We start from the raw sequence: 24,556 nt of genomic DNA, 5'->3' as shown, positions 1-24,556 counted from the left end.
TCGACTCCGCCAAGCTGTGGATGATTCAGAGTTTTTTTGAACTAGCACGCAGGCCGCCGCCTCCCAATCTACAGACAGTGAATCACCCCGGAGCCCGCCATGGCCAAGCCCCTTGCTGAATATGAACGCAAGCGCGATTTCAATGCCACGCCCGAGCCCAGCGGCACGCGCAGCCGGGGCAAGCACGTTCACGCTCTGCAGTTTTGCATCCAGAAGCACGACGCCAGCCATCTTCACTATGACTTTCGGCTGGAACTGGACGGCACGCTGAAGAGCTGGGCCATTCCCAAGGGCCCGTCGCTCGACCCGAAAGTGCGGCGCCTGGCGGTGCATGTCGAGGACCACCCGCTGGACTACGCCGATTTCGAGGGGCATATCCCAGAGGGCCATTACGGGGCTGGCGACGTGATCGTCTGGGACCGGGGTGTCTGGGAACCCGAAGGCGATGCCCGCCAGGCCTACGCCAAGGGCAAATTGCGTTTTCGCCTGCAGGGCGAAAAGCTCAACGGCGTCTGGAACCTGTTCCGTACCCACCTGGCCGGCAAGAAAGAGCAATGGATGCTGGTGAAGTCGCACGACGAACAGGCGCGCAGCGAAGACGAATACAGCATCGTCGAGGCCCAGCCGGATAGCGTGCTCAGCGACCGCACCCTGCTGCCCCGACGTACGGCCAAAGCCAAGGCCTCGCCAACCCGGACCAACCGCAAGCGAGCCGGCAGCGCGGTCAAGGCTGCACTGCCCGAGCAACTGCAACCACAGCTCGCCACCCTGGTCGATTCGCCGCCCGACGGCGACTGGCGTTACGAGGTGAAATTCGACGGCTATCGCATGCTCGCACGGATTGAGGGTGACGACATCCGCCTGTACACCCGTAATGGCCATGACTGGAGCGACAGGATGCCTGGCCAGGTTGCCGCACTGCGTGCGCTGGGTGTCGATTCGGCCTGGCTCGACGGCGAGATGGTGGTCAATGACGAGCACGGCAAGGCCGATTTCCAGGCGCTGCAGAACGCGTTTGACACCGATCACGACGAACAGATCAGCTATTACCTCTTCGATCTGCCTTACCTGGGCGGCCGGGACTTACGTCAACAACCGCTGCGAGAACGTCGCGGGGCCCTGCGCCAGCTGCTTGAGCACAGCGAGTCGGACAGGCTCAGGTATTCCGAGGACTTCGACCAGCCCGTCGAGTCGCTGCTGGACAGCGCCTGCCGCCTTGAACTCGAGGGCCTGATTGGCAAGCGTGCAGACAGCCCCTATGTCGGCCGGCGCAGCGCCGACTGGGTCAAGCTCAAGTGCAAACAACGCCAGGAGTTCGTGATCGTCGGCTTCACCGACCCCAAAGGCAGCCGCAGCGGCTTTGGTGCCCTGCTGCTGGCCCTGCACGACAACGACAGCGGCGAACTGCGCTACGCCGGCAAGGTTGGCACCGGCTTCAGCGCCACCACGCTGGACAACATCCATGCCCGCCTCAAACCGCTGGAAGTCGCCAGGCCCGCACTGCCCAAGCCACCGACCGGCGTTGAAGCACGTGGCGTGCACTGGCTCAAGCCGCAGTTGCTGGCCGAAGTTGCCTATGCCCAGATGACCCGCGACGGCGTAGTGCGCCATGCGGTGTTCCATGGGCTGCGCGATGACAAGCCTGCCACCGCCATCGACCTGGAGCGCGCCATGCCCGGCAAGACCCTGCCCAAACGCCAGCAAGCCGACCTGCCGGACGACCTCGGCGAGCTGCGCCTGACCCATCCCGACCGGGTGATCGACGCAACTGTCGGCGCCACCAAGCGGCAGATAGCCGAGTACTACGCCGAAGTCAGCCAGTGGCTACTGCCGCAACTCAAGGATCGCCCCGTGGCGCTAGTGCGGGCCCCGGACGGCCTGGCCGGGGAGCTGTTCTTCCAGAAGAACGCCGGCCAGTTGCACATCCCCCATGTGCTCACCTACGACAAGGCCGAAGCCGGGCAGGCAGCCATGGTCATCAACCGCGCCGATACCCTGCTGGGCGCCGTGCAGATGAACATGCTCGAACTGCACACCTGGAACGCCACCGACAAGGATTTCGACAAGCCCGACCGCTTCGTGCTCGACCTCGACCCAGACCCGGCGTTGCCGTGGAAAGCCATGCTCGAAGCCACGCAACTGGCCCTCACCCTGCTCGACGAGCTGGGCCTGAAGGTGTTCCTCAAGACCAGCGGCGGCAAGGGCATGCACTTGGTCATCCCGCTCACCCGCCGAGCCGGATGGGACGAGGTAAAGGACTTCAGCCATGCCATCGTCGAATACCTGGCCAAGCTGTTCCCCGACCGGCTCAGCGCCGTCTCCGGGCCAAAGAACCGGGTCGGCAAGATCTTCATCGACTACCTGCGCAACGGCAAAGGCGCCACCACGGCGTGCGCGTATTCCCTGCGGGCCCGAGAAGGCCTGCCGGTGTCGGTGCCGATCTGGCGTGAGGAGCTGGGCCAGCTCAAAGGCGCCAATCAGTGGCATATCGGCAATGTGCGCGAACGCCTGGCCGAAGCCGACGACCCTTGGGCCGACATGGCCAAGACCCGGCAATCGATCACCGCGCGCATGCGCAAGCAAATGGGAATGGCATGAGCATCGTTCAGGATTTCGACCTCAACAACCTCGACCGGCTGTTGCGCGCCTTTGGCGAGCGGCCGCAGCCGCTGAACCTCGACACCCAGCTGCCGCAACTGATCCAGGCCTTGCAGGCCGACCACCTGGACCTGCTGCCCCTGCCTGGGCAAGGCAATACCTTACGGCGCTGGCAGACCTTGGCACGGGTGGCCGGTTGCGACCTTGCATTGGCCAAGCTTTACGAGGGTCATACCGATGCCCTTGCGATACTTGCTGAATGCGGCGCAGCGCACCACGTCGACGAAGGTATCTGGGGCGTCTGGGCCGCAGAGCCGCCAGATGCCCGCGCACGCATCGTCGCCCGTGACGGCAACCAGGTACGCCTGGCCGGGCGCAAGGCCTGGTGCTCCGGCGCACTGCAGATCGACCGGGCGCTGATTACGGCCTGGACCGAAGACGACCAGCCGCAACTGGTAGCGATCGAACTGGCGCAGCCGAGCCAGGGTTTGAGTATCGACAGCTGGCAGGCCATTGGCATGGCGACCACCGCGAGCATAGAGGTGGAATTCGACCATACGCCCGGCATCGCCATTGGCCGGCCCGGGCAATATCTGTCGCGCCCTGGCTTCTGGCACGGCGGCGCCGGCATTGCCGCATGTTGGTATGGCGCCGCCGAGGCATTGGCCGACTACCTGCGGGCGCATTGCCGCAAACCGCGCCCCGATGCCCACGCCGATGCTCACCTGGGCGCGGTGGACGCTGCCTTGTTTGGCGCACGCGCTGCACTGCGCGAATGCGCGGCATGGATCGACCGGCAGCCCGAGGCCGACGCCAGTTTCGAAGTGCGACGTACCCGCGCCCAGGTCGAGCAGGCGGTCGAGCTGGTGATTCACCACGTCGGCCGGGCGCTGGGGGCTACGCCCTTCTGCCGCAACAGCCACTTCGCCAGGCTCAGCGCCGACCTACCGGTCTACTTGCGCCAGAGCCATGCCGAACGTGATCTGGCGGCATTGGGGGCGCAACTGACACAAGTACCGGCAGGAGCCTGGAAGCTATGAACACCAACCTGATCCAGTCCAGCGACGGTACACCCTGGGCCGAGTGGCAGCAGGCCGCCCACCTGGCACGTGCCACCTGGATAACGCCGCAACAACTGTGCCCGCCTGGGCGCCGCCTGGTGCTGATTGCACCGCACCCGGACGACGAAGTCCTGATGGCCGGCGGGTTGCTGAGCCATTTTCACGGCCGTGAAAACGAACTGCTGCTGATTTCCGCCACCGATGGCGAGGCTAGCCACGCGGGCTCCGAACAGTGGACCGAGCATCGCCTGCGCAGGCAGCGCCCGCTTGAGAGCCGGCAGGCCTTGCAGCAGCTCGACCTGGACCTCAACCGCCTGGACTGGCGAAGACTGAACCTCAAGGACGGCGCCCTGCCCCGCGAAGAAGCCTTCCTGGTCAACCACCTGACCCAGGTACTGCGGCCCGATGACGTGCTGATGGCGACCTGGCGCAGCGATGGTCATGGCGACCACGAGGCGGTCGGCAGGGCCGCTGCCCAGGCCGCGCAGGCGCGCAGGGCGCAATTGATCGAAGTGCCAGTGTGGGCCTGGTACTGGGCACAGCCAGACGACCCGCGCCTGCCCTGGCCACGCGCCCACCGCATTCAACTGGATGAAACCGCCCTGGCGCGCAAACGCAAGGCCTTGGCCGCGCATGTCAGCCAGCTGGAGCCGGATGGCCCGCGCCCACCCGTGCTGCCGGCCCGGTTGCTGGATTGCCTGCTGCAGCCTTTCGAACTGGTGTTTCTGTAACGGAGTGATCATGAGCCTTGATGCGCAGTATTTCGCCGACCTGTATGCCCGCAACGAAGACCCGTGGGCGTTCCGCACACGCTGGTATGAGAAACGTAAACGCGAGCTGGTCGCGGCCAGCCTGCCACGCCAGTGCTACCAGCGAATTTTCGAGCCGGCCTGTGCCAATGGTGAACTGAGCGTACTGCTGGCCGAGCGCTGCGCCGAGCTGCTGTGCCAGGACCTCGACCCTACGGCGGTGGGCCTGGCCCGAGAGCGCCTGGCCGATGTGCCGAATGCTTCGATCGAGCAGGCCAGGTTGCCTGGTGACTGGCCGGGGGGGCGCTTCGACCTGATCGTGCTCAGCGAAATCGGGTATTACCTCGCCCCCACCGATTGGCTGCAGGTCATCGAACAATCGGTCGCCAGCTTGACTTACGACGGAGGCTTGCTTGCTTGCCACTGGAAGCATCCCATCGCCGGCTGCCCGCAAGATGGCCGTGAGGTGCACCAGTGGCTGGCCAAGCACCTGCCGTTGTATCCGGTTTACCGCCACGAAGAGGCCGACTTCCTGCTCGAATACTGGTCGTGCCAGCCCAGCGTGGTCGACCTGGACGAGACCTGCCCATGATTGGCGTGGTGATTCCTGCGCACAACGAAGCCAGGCGCCTGGGGCGCTGCCTGAAGGCGATGGCTGCCGCTGTGGCCAGCGCTGAACAGGCAGGCCATCTTGTGCGTGTGCTGGTGGTACTCGACCGCTGTGTCGATAGCAGCGCCCAGGTAGCCGCTCGGCATGCTGTCGATGTGCTTGCGGTCGAGGCCGGCAGTGTCGGCATGGCACGCCGCCTGGGTGCCGAATGGATGCTTGAGCGCGGCGCCAGCTGGCTGGCCTGCACCGATGCCGATAGCCAGGTGCCTACGCACTGGTTGCTGTCGCAGCTGGCCTGCACGGCCGAGGTGGTGTGCGGCACGGTGCATATTGCCCATTGGCAGCCTTGGCAACGGGCGGCGCTGCGCAAGCTCTACCTCAGCCGCTATGAAGCGCGGGAAGGCCATCGGCATATCCATGGGGCCAACCTTGGCGTGTGTGCCCGGGCTTATGAGCGGGTTGGCGGGTTCCAGCCGCTGGCTGCACATGAAGATGTGCAGTTGGTGCACGACCTTGAGGCCGATGGCGCGCAGATCGTGTGGACGGCCAGGCACAGTGTGGCGACCAGCAGCAGGATCGACAGCCGGGCCAGAGAAGGTTTCGGGGATTATCTGGCTAGTCTGTGATTGCCTGTACCGGGCTCTTCGCGGGCACGCCCGCGAAGAGGCCGGTACAGAACTCAGGAGGCCTTGCGGCTACGCTTGGCGGGTTTTTTCTCGGCAGCAGCTTTCTTGCCTCCCAGGCTGCGTTTGAGCAGTTCGGTAAGGTCGATGATGTCGGCCCCTTTCTCGCCAGCTCCACTCTCGCCCTTTTCCACCACCGCGATCTTGCCCTTGCTGGCCTTCTCCTCCACCAGGTCCATGATGGTCTGGCGAAACGCGTCGTGGTACTCATCGGGCGCCCACGGCCCGCTCATGTCTTCGACCAGCCGCTTGGCCATCTCCAGCTCACGCTTGTCGGGCTTGCTGTCGGTCACGCTCTTGTCCAGCTCCAGCGTTTCCAGACCGCGCACTTCCTCCGGCCAACGCAGGGTGATCATCACCAGCGCATCGTCGAGCGGACGCAGCAGCGCCAGGTGTTGGCGGGTATGCAGTACCACGGTGGCCAGCGCCACCTTGCCGGTCGCCTCCAGGGTTTCGCGCAGCAAGGCATAGACCTTGCCACCGCGCTTGTCAGGGCTCAGGTAATACGGTGTGTCGAACTGCTGCAGGGGGATGTCCTGCGCTTCGACGAACGAGAAGATGTCGATGGTCTGCGTGGCTTCAGGGCGGGCCTTGCGGATTTCCTCCTCGCTGATCACCACGTAGCGGCCCTTCTCGTACTCCACACCCTTGACGATGTTGTCCTTGTCGATGTCCTTGCCGGTGACTTTGTTCACCCGCTTGTAGCCCACCGGCTCCATGCTGCGCTTGTCGAGCCAGTCGAAATCGACCCGCTCGGTGCGCACCGCGGTATTGAGCGACACCGGGATATGGACCAGACCGAAACTGATCGCGCCTTTCCAGATAGCCCTGGCCATCGTTTGCACCTCCCCGACCCGACGATGGGCCTCATATCAGAAATGACTGCGTGGCGCCGGGAAGGTTTACTCGATTCGCCCTGCGGGTGGTCAGCCCACCTGGGTGAACAGCACCCGCTTGAACGCCTCGGCCGCCAGGTGCACCTGCACTGCCCAGTCCCCCGCCGCATCACTGCCGGCATCGTCAGAGATGTACTTCAGGCACACGAACGGAATGCCCTCTTCGCGGGCAATCAGCGCGAACACGTAGGCCTCCATGTCGACCACATCGTAAGGTGCATCGCCATGGTTGATCTCGAAGCTGTCACCGCTGCCGCAGGTTTCCACAGGCAAACCAGGGATCACCTGGCCATGCTCCAGCAGGACCGGGATGTCCGACAGCGGCGTTTCATAGCGGGCGAAACCCAGTGGGGTCACGTCCATGTCGCGCTGCACGAAGCGCGTGCAGCACACCACCTCGCCCTTGCCGTGGCGCTGGCTGCCGGCCGAGCCAAGGTTGACGATCAGCTTGGGACGCTGCTGCTGGATCGCCCGGGTCAGGGCGATGGCGGCGTTGACCTTGCCGATACCGGTGAACACGGTATTCACCTCGGTAAAGACGTCGCCGGCCTCTGCCTCAAGGGCAAAGACGAACAAGGTATCGGCGAGGGAAATGTCGGGGAATTGCTTGATCAGCATCATGGTGCAGGGGTCCGAATGGCGTGCGATGGGCGTCGCCATTGTCGGCCATCGCTACCTGATTGCAAGCCCTGCCGCTGTCAGCGGCGTTATCGGCTCGCCACGGCCTTGGGCCAGCACCTGCAGGGTCACCGCTTGCAACGCTTGAGCAGCGGTGGCTCCATCGGCAAGCGACCGTGCCCTCAGCCCTCGCTGGTGATCGGCACTGGTGCCAGCCTGCAGAATATGCTGCGCATGCCGGCAGGCCCGTTCAGCGTCCACCGTGTCGATGGCATGACGTTCCTGCAGCTGGCTGAGCCAACCCTGCGCGGTAACCGGCTGCTGGTCATGCAGCCCGATGAACTCGGCAAAACGGCCATGGCGCATGGCCCGCCAGTAATTCTCCTGGGTAATCCAGCGCAGTTCACGGCCAAGCGGCATAGGGTCGTAATGGGGCTGCAGGTTGAGTTCCACCAGATGGCGGAACAAACCGGCGACGCACAACGCGTCCTCCAGGTCAGGGCAGGCATCGCAGATGCGCAATTCCACGGTGGGAAAGCGCCGCGACGGCCTGATCGCCCACCAGAAATCACCGTCGATTGCCAGCGCACCGGTACGCTGCAGCAACGCCCGGTAGCGCTCGTAAGCAGTCCAGTCAGGCAATGCCTCCGGCAGCCCCATATGGGGCCACTCACCACAGATCACCCGCCGGTAGCTCATGTAGCCGGTATCCTGCCCGCCCCAGAAGGGCGACGAGGTGCTCAGCACCAACAGCAGGGGTAACCAGTACAACAGGCGGTTGATCAGCTGCATGCGGTCACAGCCTGGCGGTACGCCTACATGGATGTGCAGGCCATTGAGCAGGCTACGGCGGGCCACATGCTGGTAATCGTCGAAAACCTGGCGGTAGTGCGGCGAAGGCCTGGCTTTCTGCCGCAGCCACGGCGCACTCGGATGACTGGCAGCGCAGTACAGTCCAATGCCCTCCTCGGCCAGACGGGTATTGAGACGATGCCGGTATTCGAGGAAGAACTGCCGAGCCTCATGCAAGTTGCCGAAAATCGGCGAGGCAATCTCGATCTGGCTGCGAAACATCTCTTCCGCGTAGTAACGGCCTACCGCTTCACGGCAGCGCCGAGCCACCGTGAGCGAAGGTGTGGTCAACACTCGCCCACTGGCCATGTCCGCCAGCAGGTATTCTTCCTCGATGCCGAACGTGCAGGGCCGGTACATGCGGCATCAGGCGCAGCGGTTGACGGTCAGCGCCACGGCGGCGATGCGTTCAACCCGCTCATAGCCTGGTTCCAGCAGTTGCTCGCCGAACACGTCTGGGTCGATTTCGCGGTACACCCAGGCCCATTCCGGCCCGGCCAGGCGCAGGCGAATGGCTTCGAGCAAGGGGTCACAGCCTTCGACGATCGCGACCCCGGTGTACAGCAGCAACGAGCCACCGGGGCTAAGACGCTCCCGCGCCTGTTCGACGATACGCAGGGACAATTCCGCGCCCAGCGCCCCGCCGCCATGGCGATAGGTGCGTTGGCCGGCATCGAGCATGTACGGCGGGTTGGCCACGATCAGGTCGAACTGGCCGCTGATGCCGTCGAGCAGGTCACTCGGTTCGATCGATACATTGCTGACACCGGCAAGCGCCGCATTGACGGCCGTGTAGCGCAGGGCCAGCGGATTGATATCAACGGCGCTGACCTGGGCATGTTGCGCCGCGCGGGCAATCACCAACGCACCGACACCACTGCCGCAGCCGATGTCGACAGCGTGCTGCACAGGGATCGGACTGCGCTGCAGGTGGTCATGGATAACCTGGGCGAAACGGTAGCTGTCGGGGCCGAAGAACACCGCATCACTGGCCTCGGTCGGATAGGCCGAATGCACCAACAGCAGGTCGTCCAGGCTCGACCAACGTACCCGGCTGCGCAGCCATTCGCCTTCCTCGCTCACCACGTCGGCGGCGCGCAGCTGTTGGAGTTCGTCACTGGAGATCAGTGAAGGCGAGAACGGTCGGCTCCAGCCGAACACATCGCGCAGGCTGCTGGCATGTTCGGCGCCCTGCCGGGCGTTGTTGCGTGCCTGGGTGGCCGGTGTCACGCAGGTGAAGCGGTATCCATCTGCGCGCAGCCTGCGGCCGAGCTGGAGCAGCGCCTCGTCGGCCTGCACCTGTTGTGGGTCGAGCATCATCAGTATGGGCCCTCCTGGGCAAGGCCGGTAACGCGCAAGTAGGCACGGGTAGCGGACAGACCCTGAGGCTGGGCGTGACGATTGCCGGCCATGTCGGCGATGAGGCTGTCGATATCCTGTTCCCTGACGATGCTCTCGGTTGGCGCCGGGATGTCTGGCAACCAACTGCCTGGCGCCACCCGGCGCAGGGGCGGCTGCCAGTCAGCGGCGATCCAATCGTGCCAAAGCTGCTTTTCATAGGCGTTGAACACACCGAACATGGGCGCACTGGGGCCCTCGATCAACGACCACCAGCGGCTGTCGGATGGGTTCTGCCCGCGCTTGATCCAGCCTTGGTTCTGCAAAGCCTGCAGGAACCCCGGCAGCGAATCCGGCTCGGCCAGCCACTGATTCACCGTACGCTGCTGCAAGCGGCAACGGTCGGCATGCATGAACTGACCAAAAGCGCGTTTACGCTCGAGGGCGGCCAGTAATTCAGCCTCCAGGTCGAAGCGGCTGATCAAGGTGGGGGTAGCCGTGCCAAGGTCGTTGAGACGGTAGCCGTGGCGAACCCGACGGTAGAACGTCTCGGTGTCCTGCTCCGGGCACAGTTGCTGCACGGCTCGAATGGCGTTGCGCGCATGACCACTGGCAGCATTGTCGATGGTCACATGCAGCTGAAAATACTGACCGTCGATGCCCAGCTCTGCCAGTTCATGGGTGGTGATCAATAAATGCAGTGGCGGCTGTTCGTAGCCCAAGTTGTAGCCGATTACCTCCGGCAGGAAGCTGTCGCCATATCGGCCCAGGGCGAGCTGCAAGGCCCCTTGCAGATACCGTTCATCGTCGAGCGCCAGTGGCTCCAGGCAACCCAGCCGGCTCAACAGGCGCTGGTAGATCAGCACGTGATTGCAGCGCGGGTCGCCATCGCCCAATTCTTCGAGGTACGTGCGGATCAGGCCGTGGAATCGCGGGTCGTGCCAATGGTGCAGGCTGGCGTGCAACCAGGCACCGTCGACTGCCTTGGTCGGTGCCACTTGCTGCAAGAACCATAGGGCTTGGGAGCGATTGGCAAAATACCGCCGGGGGGCACCCTGGCGACGTTGCTCCAGGTAGTGAGCATGGTCATGGGCGACCTGCGCGGCATGGCGCGTGCTCCAAGCGTCGAGCTGCCCAGGCGTGTCCGGTAGGTCGTCGGCCATGACGCTGGCCTGATCCAGCCTGGCGGCAAGCCATTGGTGAGTGCCATGGTCTTCGCCCGACAGCAGCGCGTGGTAACGGCTGGCAAGGCTGTTATCAGTGGCCAGCGCCCCTGTCGGTGCTGTGTTGTTGCGGGTCGTGACCGTCATGCCTTGCTCCCGATCTGGAGACCGCAGCGCCAGGTCGCCCCGGCACTGCGTTGCCTCACTTACGAACGGCCGCCCTTGCGGCCCGACTCGCTGCTGGTACGACCGCTGCCGGATTGCTGGCCGCCTTTGCGACCGGCCTCGGAGGCCTTCTCGCGATCATTGGCGAAGTTGCCAGGGTTCTTGCTACCACCCTGGCTACCGGTGCGGCTGTTTTCTTTGTTGGCCATGGTCTCTAACCTCTTGTGGCTTTCGAAGTGCACGGCGCTGCGCCGTACATAAGGTCGGAGTTCGGCGATATCGGGGGATTCGTTTTATTGCGAAGGGTTCGGACCGGCGGCGTTAAATAAGCGGCGGCGGTTTATTTGGTGCGACAGCCGATTCTGCCTGGCGCTGACGTCTGCCCAACCAGCCGCCTGTCAACGCCCAGCCTATGGCAAGCCCTGCGCCGATCAGCATGGCCAGCTGTGGGTGATCGGCCAGCAGGTCCAGCCCGCGCTTGAGCCAGCCGCTCAGGGCGTCGCCACCGCGATACACCACGGTGTCGATGAAGTTCTTCGCCTTGTACTTGTCTTCTGCCGGCAAGACCGTGAACAACATCTCGCGGCCCGGCCGCACCAGCGCATACTCACCCGCCCGGCGCACCACCATGACCACCACGAAGACGGCGAATACTGGTGCAAGGGCCAGCCAGAGGAAACCCGCCGCCATCACCAGCGGCACCGCCACCAGCAACACGCCTACGCCCATCCGCCTGGCCAGGCGACCGGTAAGGAATACCTGAGTAAGGATGGCCAGCGCCTGTACCACGGTATCGATCAGGCCGAACACCTGGGTCTGGCGCGTACGATCGGTGAAGGTTTCGCTGACGATGCGGGCCTGTTCGAAATACAGGAAGGTACTGACACTGGCGAGCAGCACCACGAACAAGGCAATCGCCAACAGATAAGGTGAGCGCAACACGGCCGTCGCGCCGGCGAAGGGATTGCCCCCCAGGGGGCGTGAGGTGGGCTGTTCATTCGCTGCAGGCAATGGGTTGCGATCGCGCCAGAGCTGCAGCCAGAGGCAGGCGATCACGCTGCCCAACAGCAACAACCCGGCCAGCAGCACCAGCCCGGCATGTCCCAATGGTGCGACCAGCAGCGTGCCCAGGATCGGCCCGCTCAGGCCACCCAGGCTGGCCCCGGCGGCCAACAGGCCGAACAGGCGCTTGCCTTGCTCGGTGGAGAACAGGTCGGTGAGCACACTCCAGGCCAGCGAAATGCTCAGCAGATTGAACACCGACAGCCAGATGTAGAAAGCCCGGGCGCTCCACAGGTCGTCTGGAGCAACCGCAAACAGCGCCGCGAACAGCACCAGGTTGCTGGCGAAGAAACCATAGGTCCAGGGCAGGATGTGCCGGCGACGTACCTTCGAGGCCAGCCAGCCGAACAGCGGCAGGCAGGCCAGGGTGGCGATGAAGGTGCCGGTGAACAGCCATTGCAGGTTGTCCACGCCCCCTGCCACACCCATGGTTTCGCGCACCGGGCGCAGCATGAAATAGCCGGTGAACAGCAGGTAGAACAGCAATAGCCCGGCGATCACCGCTGGCCCCTCTCCGGGCTGGACGAGGCGCCTGCCCCAGCTGTTCATGGGCTCAGGCGAACTGCTTGATCAGCGCGTCTTGTTGCGCCTGGGTGAGCAGCGGCTCATGCCCAGCCTTGAGCTGGTCAACCTGGCGTTCCGGTCGCCCGGTCGCCGGTATCACTGTGGTCACCGCCGGGTGGCTGATGGCGAACTTGAGAAACAACTGTGCCCAACTGCCGACTCCGGCCTCGGCGGCCCATGCCGGCAAGGCCTGGTCCCTGACCCTGGCGAACAGCCGACCGTCGTCGAAGGCGCGGTTGATCAGTACGGCGACGCCCTTGTCCTGGCACAACGGCAGCAGTTCGCGTGCCGCTTGCGGGGCATTCACCGAGTAGTTGACCTGGATGAAGTCCAGCGGCTCGCTGCGCACGATGCGCGCCACGTCTTCGTGGCCGCTGTTCAGGTAATGGGTGATACCGACATAACGGGCCTTGCCCTGCTGCTTGAGCTCGCGGGCATAGGGCAGTTGGGTCTGCCAGTCGCGCAGGTTGTGGATTTGCAGCAAGTCGACCTTGTCAGTGCGCAGGCTCCGGAGCGTGCCGGCCCATTGCGCTTCGGCATCGGCCCGGCTGTCGGCGGCGATCTTGGTGGCGATGAAGCACTGCCGGTGCCAGCCGCCCTCCTCCAGCAACTGCCCAAGAATGCTGTCGGCGCCGCCATAGTTGGGCGAAGTGTCGATGACCTTGCCGCCACCGTCGAAAAACGCCTTGAGCACCACCTTGAGCTGCTGGAACTCGGTGGAGCCGGCCTCGACCTCGAAACTGCCGGAAGTGCCGGCACCAATCACCGGCAAGGCCTCGCCCGTGGAGGGGACCTTGCGCGTCAGCAACCCGGCGGAGCTGGCGGCATGCAGCCACGGGCTGGCGGCTACCAACCCCAACGCCGCACCAGCGCGTAGGACATCGCGACGCTTGTACATGGCAAAGCTCCCGTCATAAGTCGGAAACTTTCAAGGCTAGCCGTTATGCCCTGCGCTGGCAGGTGATTCTGTATCTGGATGTTTTGTGATCAGGCCTGCAGCAGTGCGCGCAGGTCCAGACCCGCCTCGGCCATCGGTGGGCACCAGTAATAGCCGCCGGTCAGCGGCCGGCTGAAGCGGTACAGGCCGTCGATGACGCCGTCTTCCAGGCCGCTCATGCGCCGCAGCTGCACTTCGAACGCATCGAAGCTGTGGCCCAGGGCGACGAACGCCAGGCCTGCGCCACGGCTGTCGGCCCAGGCGACCGAACGGCGCACCATGAAGGCTTCCGGCTCGAAGCTTTCCTGGGCAGTACGCTTGACGTGGGCCGATGCCGGCGCGTCGTCGAGCTCTTCGTTATCGCTCAGGCGGCGGCCGATGATGTTGTCCTGGTCAGCCTGGGGCAGTGACTTGAAGTATTCCAGGTCGTGCTTCCACAGCTGGAAGGCGGCGAAGCTGGAACCGGCCAGGCCTGGCTGCTCGCCGGCAAGAATGGCGGCATCCACCGCCTCCTGGTCCACCGGGTTCTCGGTGCCGTCTTCGTAACCGGTCAGGTCGTGGCCACCGCGGTGCAGGAAGCCATCGACGCTGTCAGCCAGGCGCAATGCCGGGGCCAGCGCCTGTTCCAGTGCCTGGGCCTGGAGCAGCAGGTCGCCACGCTCGTTGCCGCGCAGCCACAACCACAGGGCGTGCTGGGTGCTCGGGTTTTCCACTGCGGCATCGAGTTGCGGAAAGGCGCGCAGGCCAGGGATGTCGCGGCCAAGGGCTTTTACCAACGGCGCACCGATGCCGAGGATCAGGTTCTGGCCATCCACCTGCGGCAGCAATGCATCCAGTACGGCAGGCAGCGCCTCGGGCGACTGCAGGGCGAAGAACAGGTGACGGGCGTGGGCCGGCACGGGGGTGGCAAGCAGACCTTGCTGGAACGGCATGACAGGCTAATCCTCGGCAAAAGCGGAATGCTACTGCGCTGGGGCGCCTATCGCAACGCGACGTGGAGACGCTGTGCGCCAGGGTCTGCCGGTAATCCGGTAACAAACGGTTACCAAGTACTGGCGCATTGCGATTAGCCAGCCCGCAAGGCCGGCCTAGACTGCCTGCATCCCTTGCCTGAGTGCCTGCCCATGACCGCCTCACCCTTGTTGACTGCGTTCCTCCCCCTGGCGCTGGGCATCATCATGCTCGGTCTCGGCTTGTCCCTGACGCTGGCCGACTTCGCCCGCGTGGTGAAATACCCGAAACCGGTGGTGGTTGGCTTGTGCTGTCAGATCCTATTGTTGCCACTGGTGTGCTTCCTGATCGCCAATGGCTTTGGCCTGGAATCGGCGCTGGCGGTCGGCCTGATGCTGCTGGCCGCGTCCCCGGGAGGCACCACCGCCAACCTGTTCAGCCACCTGGCCCATGGTGATGTGGCGCTGAATATCACCCTGACAGCGGTCAATTCGTTGATCGCGATCTTGACCATGCCGCTGCTGGTAAACCTGTCGCTGGCCTGGTTCATGACGTCGGATCAGGCAATTCCGTTGCAGTTCGCCAAGGTCATGCAGGTGTTCGCCATCGTCCTGCTGCCGGTGGCCCTGGGCATGCTGATCCGCCATTGGGCACCGCGTTTTGCCGCACGCATGGAAAAGCCGATGAAGCTGGTGGCAGCGCTGTTCCTGGCGTTCACCATCGTGCTGGCGCTGGCCAAGGACTGGCAGACCGTTGTCGAATATGCCCCGGTGGTGGGTCTGGCAGCCTTGCTGTTCAACCTGATCAGCCTGACACTTGGCTACTGGGTGCCGCGCCTGCTGAGTATTCCCAAGCGCCAGGCCATCGCCATCGGCATGGAAATCGGCATCCACAACGGTACCTTGGCCATCGCCCTGGCGTTGAGCCCATCGCTGCTGAACAACGCCACCATGGCCGTGCCAGCCGCGCTGTACAGCCTCATCATGTTCTTCACCGCCGCAGGGTTTGGCTGGTGGGTCAGCCGCGGTCGCGTGGCACCCGCGCCTGCAGCTGGCGCTTGAGCACCTTCAGCGGCGGGGCATAGAAAAAGCCGAACGACACGCTGCCCGTGCGCCCCTTGACGGCGTGGTGCAACTGATGGGCACGGTGCAGGCGCTTGAGGTAGCGGTTGACCGGCCGCGGCTTGCCCGGCCAGTGCCGGTGAAAGAAGCCGTCGTGGGCCAGCACGTACAGCACGCCATACCCGGCCACGCCTGCGCCTACCCACTGCAAGGGCGCATGGCCGGCCTTGCCCAGGGCGATCAACGCCGTGGCGATCAGCCCCAGGGCCACCAGGTACAGGTCGTTGGTTTCCAGCATGCCCAGCTGCGGCTCGTGGTGCGAACGGTGCAGCCACCAGCCCCAGCCATGCATGATGTACTTGTGGGCCAGTGTGCCGACACCTTCCATGGCCACCAGGGTGCCGAGCAGCACGGCGAGATTGAACAGCATGTAACGGTCCGGGGTATGGCGGAGAATGGCGCAAGGGTACCGATTACCCAGGTTTATTTCCATGCAGGCGTGACCGGCTGTAGGGCATTTCCTGATGAATCCCTTGTCATGTTTTTGCCCTTGACCCGGTGTGGACGGCGGCGTAAGGTCCGCGACGCAATTTCGCATCCCTGAACAGGAGTCCTGCTTTGGACAGTAGCCCCAGTCGCTTGCGACAGGCCCACACGGCGAGCTAGTCCGGCAGCTTCCTGCCACTGTCTCGCCATTGGCCAGGCGGTGGAATTCTCCAGCCTTTAAAGGCTTTCCCCCCTCTTCCCTTTCGTGGTCCTGCGCATTTTCTGGTTATTCAACCGTGCGGGCGTGTGCCCGTGGAAGAGGTTTGCTATGGATTGGAAAGTCTTTCTGCTGCGCGTCAGCATTGCCCTGCTGCTCGGCGCCCTGATCGGTGCCGAGCGCCAACTGCGTCAACGCCTGACCGGGCTGCGCACCAACGCGCTGGTCAGCACCGGTGCCTGCCTGTTCGTGCTGATGACCCAGGCGGTGCCTGGCATGGCACCCAACGATGCCTCGCGGGTGGCCGCTTACGTGGTGTCGGGCATCGGGTTTCTCGGTGGTGGCGTCATCATGCGCGACGGCTTCAACGTGCGTGGCCTGAACACCGCCGCCACGCTCTGGTGCACCGCGGCGGTCGGTGTGCTGTGCAGCCTCGGGCTGCTGCTCGAGGCAACGCTGGGCAGCCTGATGGTACTGTGTGCCAATATCCTGCTGCGCGATATCGCCCAGCGTCTCGACCGCCAGGAGGTGCTGCCAGCCAGTGAGGTCGAACAACGTTTCGAGGTGCGCATCGTCTGCCGTGCCGAAGATGAGATTCAGGTGCGCAGCCTGATGCTGCACAGCCTGGGCGACCCACAGTTGCGCCTGCAATCGCTGCACAGCGAAGACCTGGCCAACCCAGCCCGCCTGGAGGTACGCGCAGAACTGCTCGGTAACCCGCAGGCGCCGGCGCAACTGGAGCGGCTGGTGGGTCGGGTGAGCCTGGAAAAAGGCGTCAGCTCGGTGCGCTGGCAGTTGCAGCCCCAGGCACTGGCGGCGGATTAACGCTCTTCGCGCAGGTGCCGCTCCTTCTGCTCCTGGCGCTCCTTGGCTTCGATGCACAGCGTTGCCGTGGGGCGCAGCAGCAGGCGGCGCAGGCCGATCGGTTCGCCGGTTTCCTGGCACCAGCCATACTCACCCCGGGCGAGGCGCTCCAGTGCCTGGTCGATCTTGTCCAGCAGCTTCTTCTCCCGCTCCAGCGAGCGCAGCCTCCACTGCCGTTCCTCCTCGGCGCTGCCGATATCGGCCGGGTCGCTGTGCACTTCCTGCTCACGCAAGCCCTGGAATTCTTCGTCGATACGGGCTTGCAGGTCGCAACGCTGGCCAAGCAACAGCGTGCGGAAAAATTGCTGTTGGACCTCGTTCATGTAGGCTGCGGGCGCCTGGCGCAGCAGTTCCTCTTCAGTCATCAAGGCGGTCTCGCGTGGCTGGGAAAGCGAAAATGTTACGTTATAACCCTATTATTGCAAGCCCTGTTCATATCGCCACAGACTATTGCCAGCCCATGGAGGAACGTCCAATGCTCATACGCCCCGCCTTGCTTCCCGACATCGCCCAGCTGATTGCAGTCGAGCGATCAGCCGCACAAGCGTTCTTGCAGTTGCCCGAACTGGCCTGGCTGGCAACTGCCGAGGGGCTGGACGCAAAGGCGCACAAGGCCTTCATTGACGATCAGGGCAGCTGGTTGGCCGAGGATGATCAGGGCCAGGCCCTGGGCTTTATATGCCTGAGCCTGGAAGGCCAGGCACTGCATGTGCACGAGCTTTCGGTACGGTTGCAGTCGCAGGGGCAAGGTATCGGCAGGCAGTTGCTGGACAAGGCATGTGCCGTAGCCCGGCGTCGGGGCGCTGTGGAGTTGACCTTGACCACCTTTGCGCAAGTGGCCTGGAATGCGCCCTTCTATGTGAGGTACGGGTTCGAAGTGCTCGATGTCCAGCACCTCGGGGCAAGGTTGCAGAGCATCCTGGCAACAGAGCGCGCGCATGGGTTGTCCGGGCGGTGTGCAATGCGTCTGCCACTGGCAGTTGACTCGCGGTGGTCGCCCGGCGCCAAGAAAAACTAAACCTTTGCCGATCTGCCTGGCTCAACCGTACGCGACACTGAGGTCGCGCCACCGATTACAAGGAGTCAGGCATGAGCAATCTGTTCATCAAACGCGCTGGGTTGTCGCTGGTACTGGGCATGGCATCGCTGCAGGCACTGGCCGCCACGTCCGATGATTTCGTCGATGCCGCCACCGAGGCCGGCATCGCCGAGACGGTCACCGGCAACCTGGCCATGGAAAAAAGCCAGAACGCCGAGATCAAGACATTTGCCCAGCAAATGGTCACCGACCACACCAAGGCCAACCAGAAGCTTGGCGACATCGCCCGCAAGCTGGACATCAGCGTACCGGACGAAGCAACGCTGACCGATAAAGTGAAAAAGATGATCCTCGAATGGCGCGACGAGTCGTTCGACAAGTCGTACGTCAACAACCAGGTCGACGCCCACGAAAAGGCTGTGGAGCTGTTCAAGAAGGAGGCCGCCTCCTCAGACAAGCCTGAACTGAAGGCTTTCGCCAGCGAGACTCTGCCGACCCTCGAACACCACCTGGAACAGGCCAAGGCACTCCAGGCCACCCATGGCAAGTGACCGCCCCACGACACGAGGCCACACATGACTAACGATGCTTTGCGAAGCGAAATTCTCACCCGCCTGCTGCACGCCCACCCTCAAGGGCTGGGCAAGGAGTTGCTGGACAACTATCGCGGCGAAATGGCGGTAGCCGGCATGCTCAAGACACTTCAGGAGCATGGTTTGATCCAGGATGGCAGCGTGGCGGTGGACGAAGACCACCAGATCAGCATGAGCTACCCGATCAAGCTGTCTTCGGCGGGGGTCGAAGCGGCCAAACAAGTGGAGCGCTGAACCGCAGCCACCCCATCGCCGGGAGCCCGACGATGGGGTGGGTCGGCTTAGCGCTTTCTGTTGGCCTTTTCATCGTCCCTTGGCGGCTTTGCCGGCCCCTGCGGGTCGACTTGAGGGTCGTCAAGGTCCGGCGAGTCCGGGTCAAAACCCAGATCATCCTTCTTGCTTGCATGGTCTGAAGAATGCGGACCTTGGCGATGTTGCGGCTCTGGCTTGCTCATGTTGTGCTCTCCCGGTTATGTCTTCGGAAGAACGCAGCCGACCCAGGAAGTTTGATTCAATTGCTCGGCGCAAGCTGCGCACGGCAGGCCTGAAGTGCTTCGTCGCGCTTGCGCAGTTCGTCCTGCAGGTGCTGCAACTGCCTGCCCTGCTCCGTGTTGATAGCGCGGTTGTCTTCCAGGCTCTGGGTTTGCGCCTGCAGCTGCCGGCGCATTTCATCGCTGGCGCCCTGTGCTTGTGCGAGGATTGTTCGCAAGCCCTGGATCTGCGCATCGCGCTGCTCGAGCAGCTCGTCCTTGACCTTGCATTCGCTGTTGGCCTGGCGGTGTTCGCCGAGCATCCGTTCGTTGTCGCGGTGCAGGCGAGTCAGTTCGTCCTGCTTGACGATCATGCCTTGCTGCAACTGGCGCAGCTCCACCTGCAACTGCTGGGTCTGCGCTTCATGGCGGCGCTGCTCCTGCTCGCGCTGTTCGCGGCTGGCGCTGCGGTAATGCTCAAGTGCATCACGGGCATGGCGGTGCTTGTCTTCCAGCGAGCGCACCTGCTCGTCCTTGTCGGTCAGCCGCACCTGCAATTCGCCCAGTGACTGATTGAGGCTGGCGCTACGCAATTGCTCGGCCTGCAGCGAGTTCTGTGCAGTCACCAGGCGCTCAGACTCGGCAGCCAGCGCAGCAGCCTGGATCTGCTGTTGCTGATGGGCGGCCGCCAATGCCTGCTGCGCCAACTGCAACTGCGCCTCAAGCTTCTCACGTTCCTCACTGAGCGCGGCTTCGGCCTGCTCGATGCGGGCGTCGCCTTCCTCCTGCACCTGCGCAGCCAATTGCGATACCAGTTTGGTCAGCGCGTCGCTGAGGGCAGCCTGCCCCTGCAGGGCCACTGGCTTCTGCCCCTCAAGCTCCTTCAAGTAGCGATGGATGGTGGTCTTCGAGCCCGTATTGCCCAACTCGATACGTACCGCATCGATGCTGGGGTACTCACCCCGGGCGATCAGCACCTGCCGCGCCTGCTGCACTACCGCCTTGTTGATACCGCCCCGGGCCATGTTTGCTCCTACGATTTCGTAACATGATACGTACCATGTAATTACGTGGGGATTTTGTTCCTTGTCAGGCAATATTTCAAGTTGAATCTAAGGCTTAATAATCACGGCTTATCGCATGTTAATCACGAAAAAGTACTCAATACGGTCGCGGATCGAGGTGGGCAGTACGCCATAGGCCTTGTTCGCGACGTTCTCGACATTCGCCCGCAAGGTCACTTGCGGCGTGTTCGGCGCGGTCAGCGCAGCCACTGCCTGCCTGATCGAAGTCATGGTGACCCAGGGCATTGCCGTCACTGGCTCGGGCGACCGCCAGCGGCTTTCGGTGGAGCACCCCAGTGGTGAATTCAGTATCGAGGTAACGCTGGAACAGGGTGCATTGACCGGCTGCGGGTTGGTACGCACGGCTCGCCTGTTGTTCGACGGGCAGGTGTGCGTACCTCGGGCGCTCTGGTCGGGGGCTCAGAAGTCGTAACGCACGTTCATCATCAGGTTGCGTGGCGCACCATAATGCCCATAGCTGCCGGCGAACCCCGTGTAGTACTTCTCATCGAACAGGTTGTTCAGGTTGACGGTGGTCGACAGGTGCTCGTTGAAGCGGTAGCGAGCCATCAAGTTGACCACGGTGTAGTCATCCTGGCTGACGCGGCTGTTGAAATTGCTGAAGTACAGCGAGTTGCTGGAGTTCCAGTTGACCCCTCCGCCCAGGGTCAGGCGCTGCCAGTCGCCCGGCAGCTGATAAGTGCTCCACAGGCGAAAGGTGTCCAGCGGCAGTTGCGCGGTCAGTCGCTCGCCGTCCGGGTCTTCGGTGCGCGAGTGGCTGTAGCCACCCTGGAGGTTCCAGCCTGGGCTCAGCTCGCCGGCCAACTCAAGATCGACGCCCTTGGTCTCGGCGCCATTGACCGCACGGTAGGCGCTTTCCTCGGAATCGGAGCCCGGCACAGTCAGGCCGCCGTCCAGCTCGGCGACGTTGTCACGCTTGATCAGGTAGGCTGCGACGCTGGCATTCAGGCGGCCTTCATAGAACTCGCCCTTCCAGCCCATCTCGTAGTTCTTGCCTATCACCGGGTCGAGCATCTTGCCGGTGCGGTCACGGGCCGACTGAGGTTTGAAGATGTCGGTATAGCTGACATAGACGGACTGCTCGGCGGTCAGGTCGTAGACCAGGCCGGCATAGGGCGTGACCACGCCGCGTTCAGTCAGGCGATAGTCGGTGGGGGCGCCGTTGGGCAAACTGCGAAGGTAGTAGTGATAATGGTAGTTGCTGGCCCGGGCGCCGAGAATCAGGTGCAGGCTGTCGGTCAGGTTGAAACGGCCGGCTGCGAAGTAGCCGCTTTGCTGGGTGTCGACATCTTAGTCCAGGTTAGGGGCGAAGCTGCCCTTGTCTGGCTTGGGCAGTTCGTTGTTCCAGCTGTCGAAGTCGACGCTGACCGCAGACCCCGTCACGGCGTGGTGATGGTTCACGTAATCGAGGTAGTTGCCCCCGAGGATCAGTTCGTGGGTTTGCCCGAACAGTTCGAATGGCCCCTGCAGTGTAACGTCGATAGCTTTCTGCCGCTGGGTAGCCCAGGACGCGCTTTGGCCGATGCTGGCGATGTTGTCCGAGGTGATTCGGGAGTTGCCGGACGGGCTGCTGTACGAGCCGGTGGTGGTGTTGCGGTCGACATCCATGTAAGTGCTGGCGATCTTCAGCTGCCAGTCACCGGCCAGTTGTTGCTCAAGGCCGATGTTGTAGTTGGTTGTTTCGAAACGGTCCTCGTTCCAGCGTGCGCCGGAGCTGGTCGAGCGAGAGAAGTCGGTCTGCTGGCCGTTGGTGTAGATCAATGGCACACCCTGGGCGCCGGTAGGCCGATAGCGCTGGTGGTCGATGCTCAGGCGCAGCACGGTACTGTCGCTGAGGTCGGCTTCAAGTGCGCCGTAGGCGATATCCCGGTCCTGCTGGTACCAGTCCATGAAGGTGTGGTTGGTCTGCTTGGCGGCCACCAGGCGCCCGCGTACATTGCCGGTTGGCGTCAGCGGGCCGGAGACATCGGCTTCCAGGCGCTTGTAGTTCCACGAGCCAAGACCGCCCTGGATGTACGACTGGAAGGTCGCGGTCGGGCGCTTGCGCACCACGTTGACCACGCCGCTCGGGTCGCCGGCACCGGTCATCAGGCCGGTCGCGCCGCGTACCACTTCCACACGGTCGTAGATCGCCATGTCCAGCAAGGTACTGGGCATGGTGCGAGTCTGGTTCTCCTGGTAGGTGGTGACGCCATCGAACTGATAGGTGTTCAGCGCGCTGCCACGGGAATAGATGTTGAAACGTTCGCCGCCGTCCTGGGACATGGTGATGCCTGGGGTCTGCTTGAGCACATCGGACATGCTGGTCAGCTGCTGATCGTCCATGAACTGGCGGGTGATCACGCTGATCGATTGCGGCGTTTCGCGGATCGACAGGTTCATCTTGGTGGCGGTGCTGGTCACGCCAGTGGTGTAGGAGCCGGTCCCTTCGGTGGTCGCCCCGAGCCCTGCTGCGTTGACGCTGGTTGCGCCCAATTCCAGGGCGCTCGTCTCGTCGCCCCTGGCAATCAGCCGATAACGGCCGCTAGCCACCAGCACTGGCTGTAGCCCGGTGCCGTTCAGCAACATGGCCAACCCCTGCTCCACCGAAAACCGGCCGCGCAGCCCGGGGCTCTGCACGCCATGGGACAGTTGCGAATCCACCGCGACCATCACCCCAGCTTGCTGACCGAATTGGCCCAGCACGCTGTCGAGGCTGCCTGCGGCAATGTCGAAACGGCGCACATCGGCTTGCGCGGCAGTGGCCTCTTCGGCCTGTACGGGAAGGTGGAATGCAGCGACGGCGAGGCCAAGCATCAGCGGGCGCACAGCGGCGGCAATCGGGGTGAGGCGAGAATGCATCGGGACAATCCTTGGCAGACAGGGGTAGGCACAGTGCGCTGCTCGTTCAGCGCTTTCTCCTGTCTTGATGCGCGAAAAACCAAAACCTGCCGCCAGCAATGAAAAAATCAGGCAGGCACTACCGAGGCCCAATAGCCCAGTACGCGCTGGACCTGAACCGGGAGCACTTCGGTAAGCAACTGCAGGCTGGCATCCGGCCGGTCGACCGAGAACATGCCACTGACCCGCAGCCCGGCGATACGCGGGTCGCAGCGCAAGATGCCAGGTCGATAGCGATCGAGTTCGGCCAGCAACTGCACCAATGGCATGCGTTCGGCGACTAACTGGCCCTGGGTCCAGGCCGTGGCAGCAGCGTTCAAAGGCTGGGGCGGCTCAGCCCCGGCTGTGCTGAAGCGCTGTTGCCAACCCGCCGCCAGTTTCAGGCGGGCACCCTGCCCGTACTCGATCAGCGCAGCGCCTTCCAGTAATTGCACCTGCGTCGTCATTGCCAATTGCTGAACCACCAGGCGTGAGGAATGCCCAGGTCTTACCAAAGTTTGCGCACTGCGCAGATGCACATCTGCGTTATCTCCAAGCTCCAGCAGTAGCCGACCACGGTTGAGCGTCAGCAACTGCGCCCCGGCCACCGACTCGATGTCCAGCGCACTGCCTGTATCGAGTTGCAGCGCAAGCTCCCCTTGCAGGCGCCAGCTGCGGCGCTCGCCAGTAGCGGTGGCGTAATCACTGAACCAGGTCGGCAATAGCCTGCGCTGCTGGAGGCTGTAACCACCGGCAATCAGTACACCAGCACCGACCAGCCCATTGAGCACCGCGCGGCGCGAAACCTGCGTGCGCGCTTGCAGCAACTGTCGCGCGCCCTGCGCACTCAGGCCGTGGGTGCCTTCGCGCAGGCCCTGGCCAAGGCCATTGAGGCGCTGCCACGCCAGTTCGTGTGTGCTGTTTTGCAAACGCCAGCGCTGACAGGCCTGCTGCTCGGCCTCGCTGCAGGCCCCTGATTGCAGGCGCACCAGCCACAGCATCGCCTGCTCCACCACGGCCGGGTCCAGCACAGGCTCATTCGCGCCGTGCGCTCTCATGCGCCGTAAACCTCGGCATAGCAGTGCCGATAGGCTTTGAGCATGGCCTTCTGTACCACATTGACGGTCAGCCCCAGGCGTTCGCCGATCTGCACGTAGGTCAGGCCATCGAGTTGCGACAGCAGGAACACCTCGCGCACCCGGCCGCCCAGGCCGTCGAGCACCTGGCCGACGGCATCCAGTGCTTCGAGTACCAGCAGGCGGTTCTCTTCCGAGGGTTGATGCTGCGGCTCCAGTGCAGCCAGGCTATCCAGATAGGCCCGCTCCAGTGCCTGGCGGCGGAAATGTTGCAGGCACAGCCGACTGGCAACAGTGCTCAGGTAGGCTCGCGGCTCGCGCAATGGCGCCGGCAGCTCGCTGCGCAGCAGGCGGACGAAGGTGTCCTGGGCCAGGTCCATGGCCTGCTCGCGGTTACCCAGCCGGCGGCGCAGCAGGCTGACCACCCAGCTGTGGTGCGCCAGGTAGAGGTCTGCGACGGCGTCGTGGCGGGCAGCAGGCATGCAGCGGAGCTCCGGGGCGATTAATAGGAAGTCCGCGCATGATAATACTTATCATTTGATTTCGGCCAGAGTTGCGA

The 24,556-nt window shown here is 63.7% G+C and carries 26 protein-coding genes and 2 pseudogenes; 11 read left to right on the top strand and 17 right to left on the bottom strand.

The window, feature by feature from the left end; translation table 11 throughout:
* Positions 1-99 precede the first annotated feature (99 nt).
* Genes ligD through C2H86_RS25685 form a run of 5 tightly spaced genes read left to right on the top strand, consistent with a single transcriptional unit; the run spans position 100 to position 5,644 of the window.
* Positions 100-2,598 carry a DNA ligase D gene (gene ligD, locus C2H86_RS25705; RefSeq protein ID WP_159410468.1) on the top strand — a complete coding sequence of 833 codons (2,499 nt, stop codon included), beginning with the start codon at positions 100-102 and terminating at the stop codon, positions 2,596-2,598.
* Entirely contained in the window at positions 2,595-3,638 is a 1,044-nt protein-coding gene (locus C2H86_RS25700) for an acyl-CoA dehydrogenase family protein (protein WP_159410467.1), read from the top strand. The genes ligD and C2H86_RS25700 overlap by 4 nt, the downstream gene beginning before the upstream one ends.
* The gene (locus tag C2H86_RS25695) at positions 3,635-4,390 is read left to right on the top strand and encodes a PIG-L deacetylase family protein (RefSeq protein ID WP_159410466.1); all 756 of its coding nucleotides are present in this window, start codon (positions 3,635-3,637) and stop codon (positions 4,388-4,390) included. The genes C2H86_RS25700 and C2H86_RS25695 overlap by 4 nt, the downstream gene beginning before the upstream one ends.
* Positions 4,391-4,400: 10 nt before the next feature.
* Positions 4,401-5,000 carry a class I SAM-dependent methyltransferase gene (locus C2H86_RS25690; RefSeq protein WP_159410465.1) on the top strand — a complete coding sequence of 200 codons (600 nt, stop codon included), beginning with the start codon at positions 4,401-4,403 and terminating at the stop codon, positions 4,998-5,000.
* Entirely contained in the window at positions 4,997-5,644 is a 648-nt protein-coding gene (locus C2H86_RS25685) for a glycosyltransferase (protein WP_159410464.1), read from the top strand. Before C2H86_RS25690 ends, C2H86_RS25685 begins: the two co-directional genes overlap by 4 nt.
* Positions 5,645-5,697: 53 nt before the next feature.
* Here the strand turns inward: C2H86_RS25685 and C2H86_RS25680 are convergent, their stop codons facing one another.
* From C2H86_RS25680 to C2H86_RS25640, 9 genes and pseudogenes are all read right to left on the bottom strand, one after another.
* The gene (locus C2H86_RS25680) at positions 5,698-6,537 is read right to left on the bottom strand and encodes a Ku protein (protein ID WP_159410463.1); all 840 of its coding nucleotides are present in this window, start codon (positions 6,535-6,537) and stop codon (positions 5,698-5,700) included.
* Between the two features lie 90 nt (positions 6,538-6,627).
* Positions 6,628-7,218: a nucleosidase gene (locus C2H86_RS25675; RefSeq protein WP_159410462.1), complete on the bottom strand. Its 591-nt coding sequence runs from the start codon at positions 7,216-7,218 to the stop codon at positions 6,628-6,630.
* A 51-nt stretch (positions 7,219-7,269) separates the two neighbouring features.
* Positions 7,270-8,427, bottom strand: a complete 1,158-nt coding sequence (locus C2H86_RS25670) for a carboxylate-amine ligase (protein ID WP_159410461.1) — start codon at positions 8,425-8,427, stop codon at positions 7,270-7,272.
* Positions 8,428-8,433: 6 nt separating this feature from the next.
* A complete protein-coding gene (locus C2H86_RS25665) occupies positions 8,434-9,387 on the bottom strand; it encodes a methyltransferase (protein ID WP_159410460.1) in 954 nt (317 codons plus the stop codon).
* The gene (locus C2H86_RS25660) at positions 9,387-10,715 is read right to left on the bottom strand and encodes an iron-containing redox enzyme family protein (protein WP_159410459.1); all 1,329 of its coding nucleotides are present in this window, start codon (positions 10,713-10,715) and stop codon (positions 9,387-9,389) included. The genes C2H86_RS25665 and C2H86_RS25660 overlap by 1 nt, the downstream gene beginning before the upstream one ends.
* Before the next feature lie 59 nt (positions 10,716-10,774).
* A pseudogene (locus C2H86_RS25655) lies at positions 10,775-10,897 on the bottom strand (general stress protein); the annotation flags it as partial.
* A gap of 157 nt (positions 10,898-11,054) precedes the next feature.
* Positions 11,055-12,344 (bottom strand): NTP/NDP exchange transporter, encoded by a 1,290-nt coding sequence (locus C2H86_RS25650; RefSeq protein WP_159410457.1) that lies wholly within the window; start codon positions 12,342-12,344, stop codon positions 11,055-11,057.
* Between the two features lie 4 nt (positions 12,345-12,348).
* Positions 12,349-13,257: an aldo/keto reductase gene (locus tag C2H86_RS25645; RefSeq protein WP_159410456.1), complete on the bottom strand. Its 909-nt coding sequence runs from the start codon at positions 13,255-13,257 to the stop codon at positions 12,349-12,351.
* Positions 13,258-13,346: 89 nt separating this feature from the next.
* Entirely contained in the window at positions 13,347-14,228 is an 882-nt protein-coding gene (locus C2H86_RS25640; protein WP_159410455.1) for a Dyp-type peroxidase, read from the bottom strand.
* A 192-nt stretch (positions 14,229-14,420) separates the two neighbouring features.
* Between C2H86_RS25640 and C2H86_RS25635 the strand changes: the two genes are divergently transcribed.
* Positions 14,421-15,308, top strand: coding sequence for a bile acid:sodium symporter family protein (locus C2H86_RS25635; protein ID WP_159410454.1), 888 nt, complete (start codon positions 14,421-14,423; stop codon positions 15,306-15,308).
* On the opposite strand, the gene C2H86_RS25630 is transcribed toward C2H86_RS25635, so the two are convergent.
* Positions 15,265-15,738, bottom strand: coding sequence for a sterol desaturase family protein (locus tag C2H86_RS25630; RefSeq protein WP_159410453.1), 474 nt, complete (start codon positions 15,736-15,738; stop codon positions 15,265-15,267). The two genes, C2H86_RS25635 and C2H86_RS25630, sit on opposite strands and share 44 nt — an antisense overlap.
* A gap of 384 nt (positions 15,739-16,122) precedes the next feature.
* Here C2H86_RS25630 and C2H86_RS25625 point away from each other — a divergent pair, with 384 nt between their 5' ends.
* A complete protein-coding gene (locus C2H86_RS25625; protein WP_159410452.1) occupies positions 16,123-16,836 on the top strand; it encodes an MgtC/SapB family protein in 714 nt (237 codons plus the stop codon).
* On the opposite strand, the gene dksA is transcribed toward C2H86_RS25625, so the two are convergent.
* Entirely contained in the window at positions 16,833-17,240 is a 408-nt protein-coding gene (dksA, locus tag C2H86_RS25620) for an RNA polymerase-binding protein DksA (protein WP_159410451.1), read from the bottom strand. The two genes, C2H86_RS25625 and dksA, sit on opposite strands and share 4 nt — an antisense overlap.
* Positions 17,241-17,350: 110 nt before the next feature.
* Between dksA and C2H86_RS25615 the strand changes: the two genes are divergently transcribed.
* From C2H86_RS25615 to C2H86_RS25605, 3 genes are all read left to right on the top strand, one after another.
* Positions 17,351-17,893, top strand: a complete 543-nt coding sequence (locus C2H86_RS25615; protein WP_159410450.1) for a GNAT family N-acetyltransferase — start codon at positions 17,351-17,353, stop codon at positions 17,891-17,893.
* Positions 17,894-17,964: 71 nt separating this feature from the next.
* Entirely contained in the window at positions 17,965-18,465 is a 501-nt protein-coding gene (locus C2H86_RS25610) for a DUF4142 domain-containing protein (RefSeq protein ID WP_159410449.1), read from the top strand.
* A 24-nt stretch (positions 18,466-18,489) separates the two neighbouring features.
* Positions 18,490-18,741, top strand: a complete 252-nt coding sequence (locus tag C2H86_RS25605) for a hypothetical protein (RefSeq protein ID WP_159410448.1) — start codon at positions 18,490-18,492, stop codon at positions 18,739-18,741.
* Between the two features lie 47 nt (positions 18,742-18,788).
* Here C2H86_RS25605 and C2H86_RS28255 read toward each other — a convergent pair whose 3' ends face one another.
* Together C2H86_RS28255 and C2H86_RS25600 are read right to left on the bottom strand one after the other, a co-directional pair.
* Entirely contained in the window at positions 18,789-18,962 is a 174-nt protein-coding gene (locus C2H86_RS28255; protein ID WP_205524569.1) for a DUF6021 family protein, read from the bottom strand.
* A 56-nt stretch (positions 18,963-19,018) separates the two neighbouring features.
* Entirely contained in the window at positions 19,019-20,002 is a 984-nt protein-coding gene (locus C2H86_RS25600) for a DNA-binding protein (protein ID WP_159410447.1), read from the bottom strand.
* A 220-nt stretch (positions 20,003-20,222) separates the two neighbouring features.
* Between C2H86_RS25600 and C2H86_RS25595 the strand changes: the two are divergent.
* A pseudogene (locus C2H86_RS25595) lies at positions 20,223-20,474 on the top strand (PrpF domain-containing protein); the annotation flags it as partial.
* Here C2H86_RS25595 and C2H86_RS28450 read toward each other — a convergent pair.
* The 4 genes from C2H86_RS28450 to C2H86_RS25580 all read right to left on the bottom strand — a co-directional run bounded on the left by C2H86_RS28450 (position 20,462) and on the right by C2H86_RS25580 (position 24,479).
* Complete coding sequence (locus C2H86_RS28450; RefSeq protein WP_346266758.1) at positions 20,462-21,292, bottom strand: TonB-dependent siderophore receptor; 831 nt, start codon at positions 21,290-21,292, stop codon at positions 20,462-20,464. The pseudogene C2H86_RS25595 and the gene C2H86_RS28450 sit on opposite strands and share 13 nt — an antisense overlap.
* Before the next feature lie 60 nt (positions 21,293-21,352).
* Complete coding sequence (locus C2H86_RS28445; protein WP_240349642.1) at positions 21,353-22,903, bottom strand: TonB-dependent siderophore receptor; 1,551 nt, start codon at positions 22,901-22,903, stop codon at positions 21,353-21,355.
* 107 nt (positions 22,904-23,010) lie between these two features.
* Complete coding sequence (locus C2H86_RS25585; RefSeq protein ID WP_159410446.1) at positions 23,011-23,979, bottom strand: DUF4880 domain-containing protein; 969 nt, start codon at positions 23,977-23,979, stop codon at positions 23,011-23,013.
* Positions 23,976-24,479, bottom strand: a complete 504-nt coding sequence (locus C2H86_RS25580; protein WP_159410445.1) for a sigma-70 family RNA polymerase sigma factor — start codon at positions 24,477-24,479, stop codon at positions 23,976-23,978. The genes C2H86_RS25585 and C2H86_RS25580 overlap by 4 nt, the downstream gene beginning before the upstream one ends.
* Positions 24,480-24,556 lie beyond the last annotated feature (77 nt).

The organism is Pseudomonas putida, from assembly GCF_009883635.2.
GTDB lineage: Bacteria > Pseudomonadota > Gammaproteobacteria > Pseudomonadales > Pseudomonadaceae > Aquipseudomonas > Aquipseudomonas putida_W.
The sequence above is the reverse complement of the archived record's forward strand: the minus strand, read 5'-3'. Positions and strand labels throughout refer to the sequence as shown.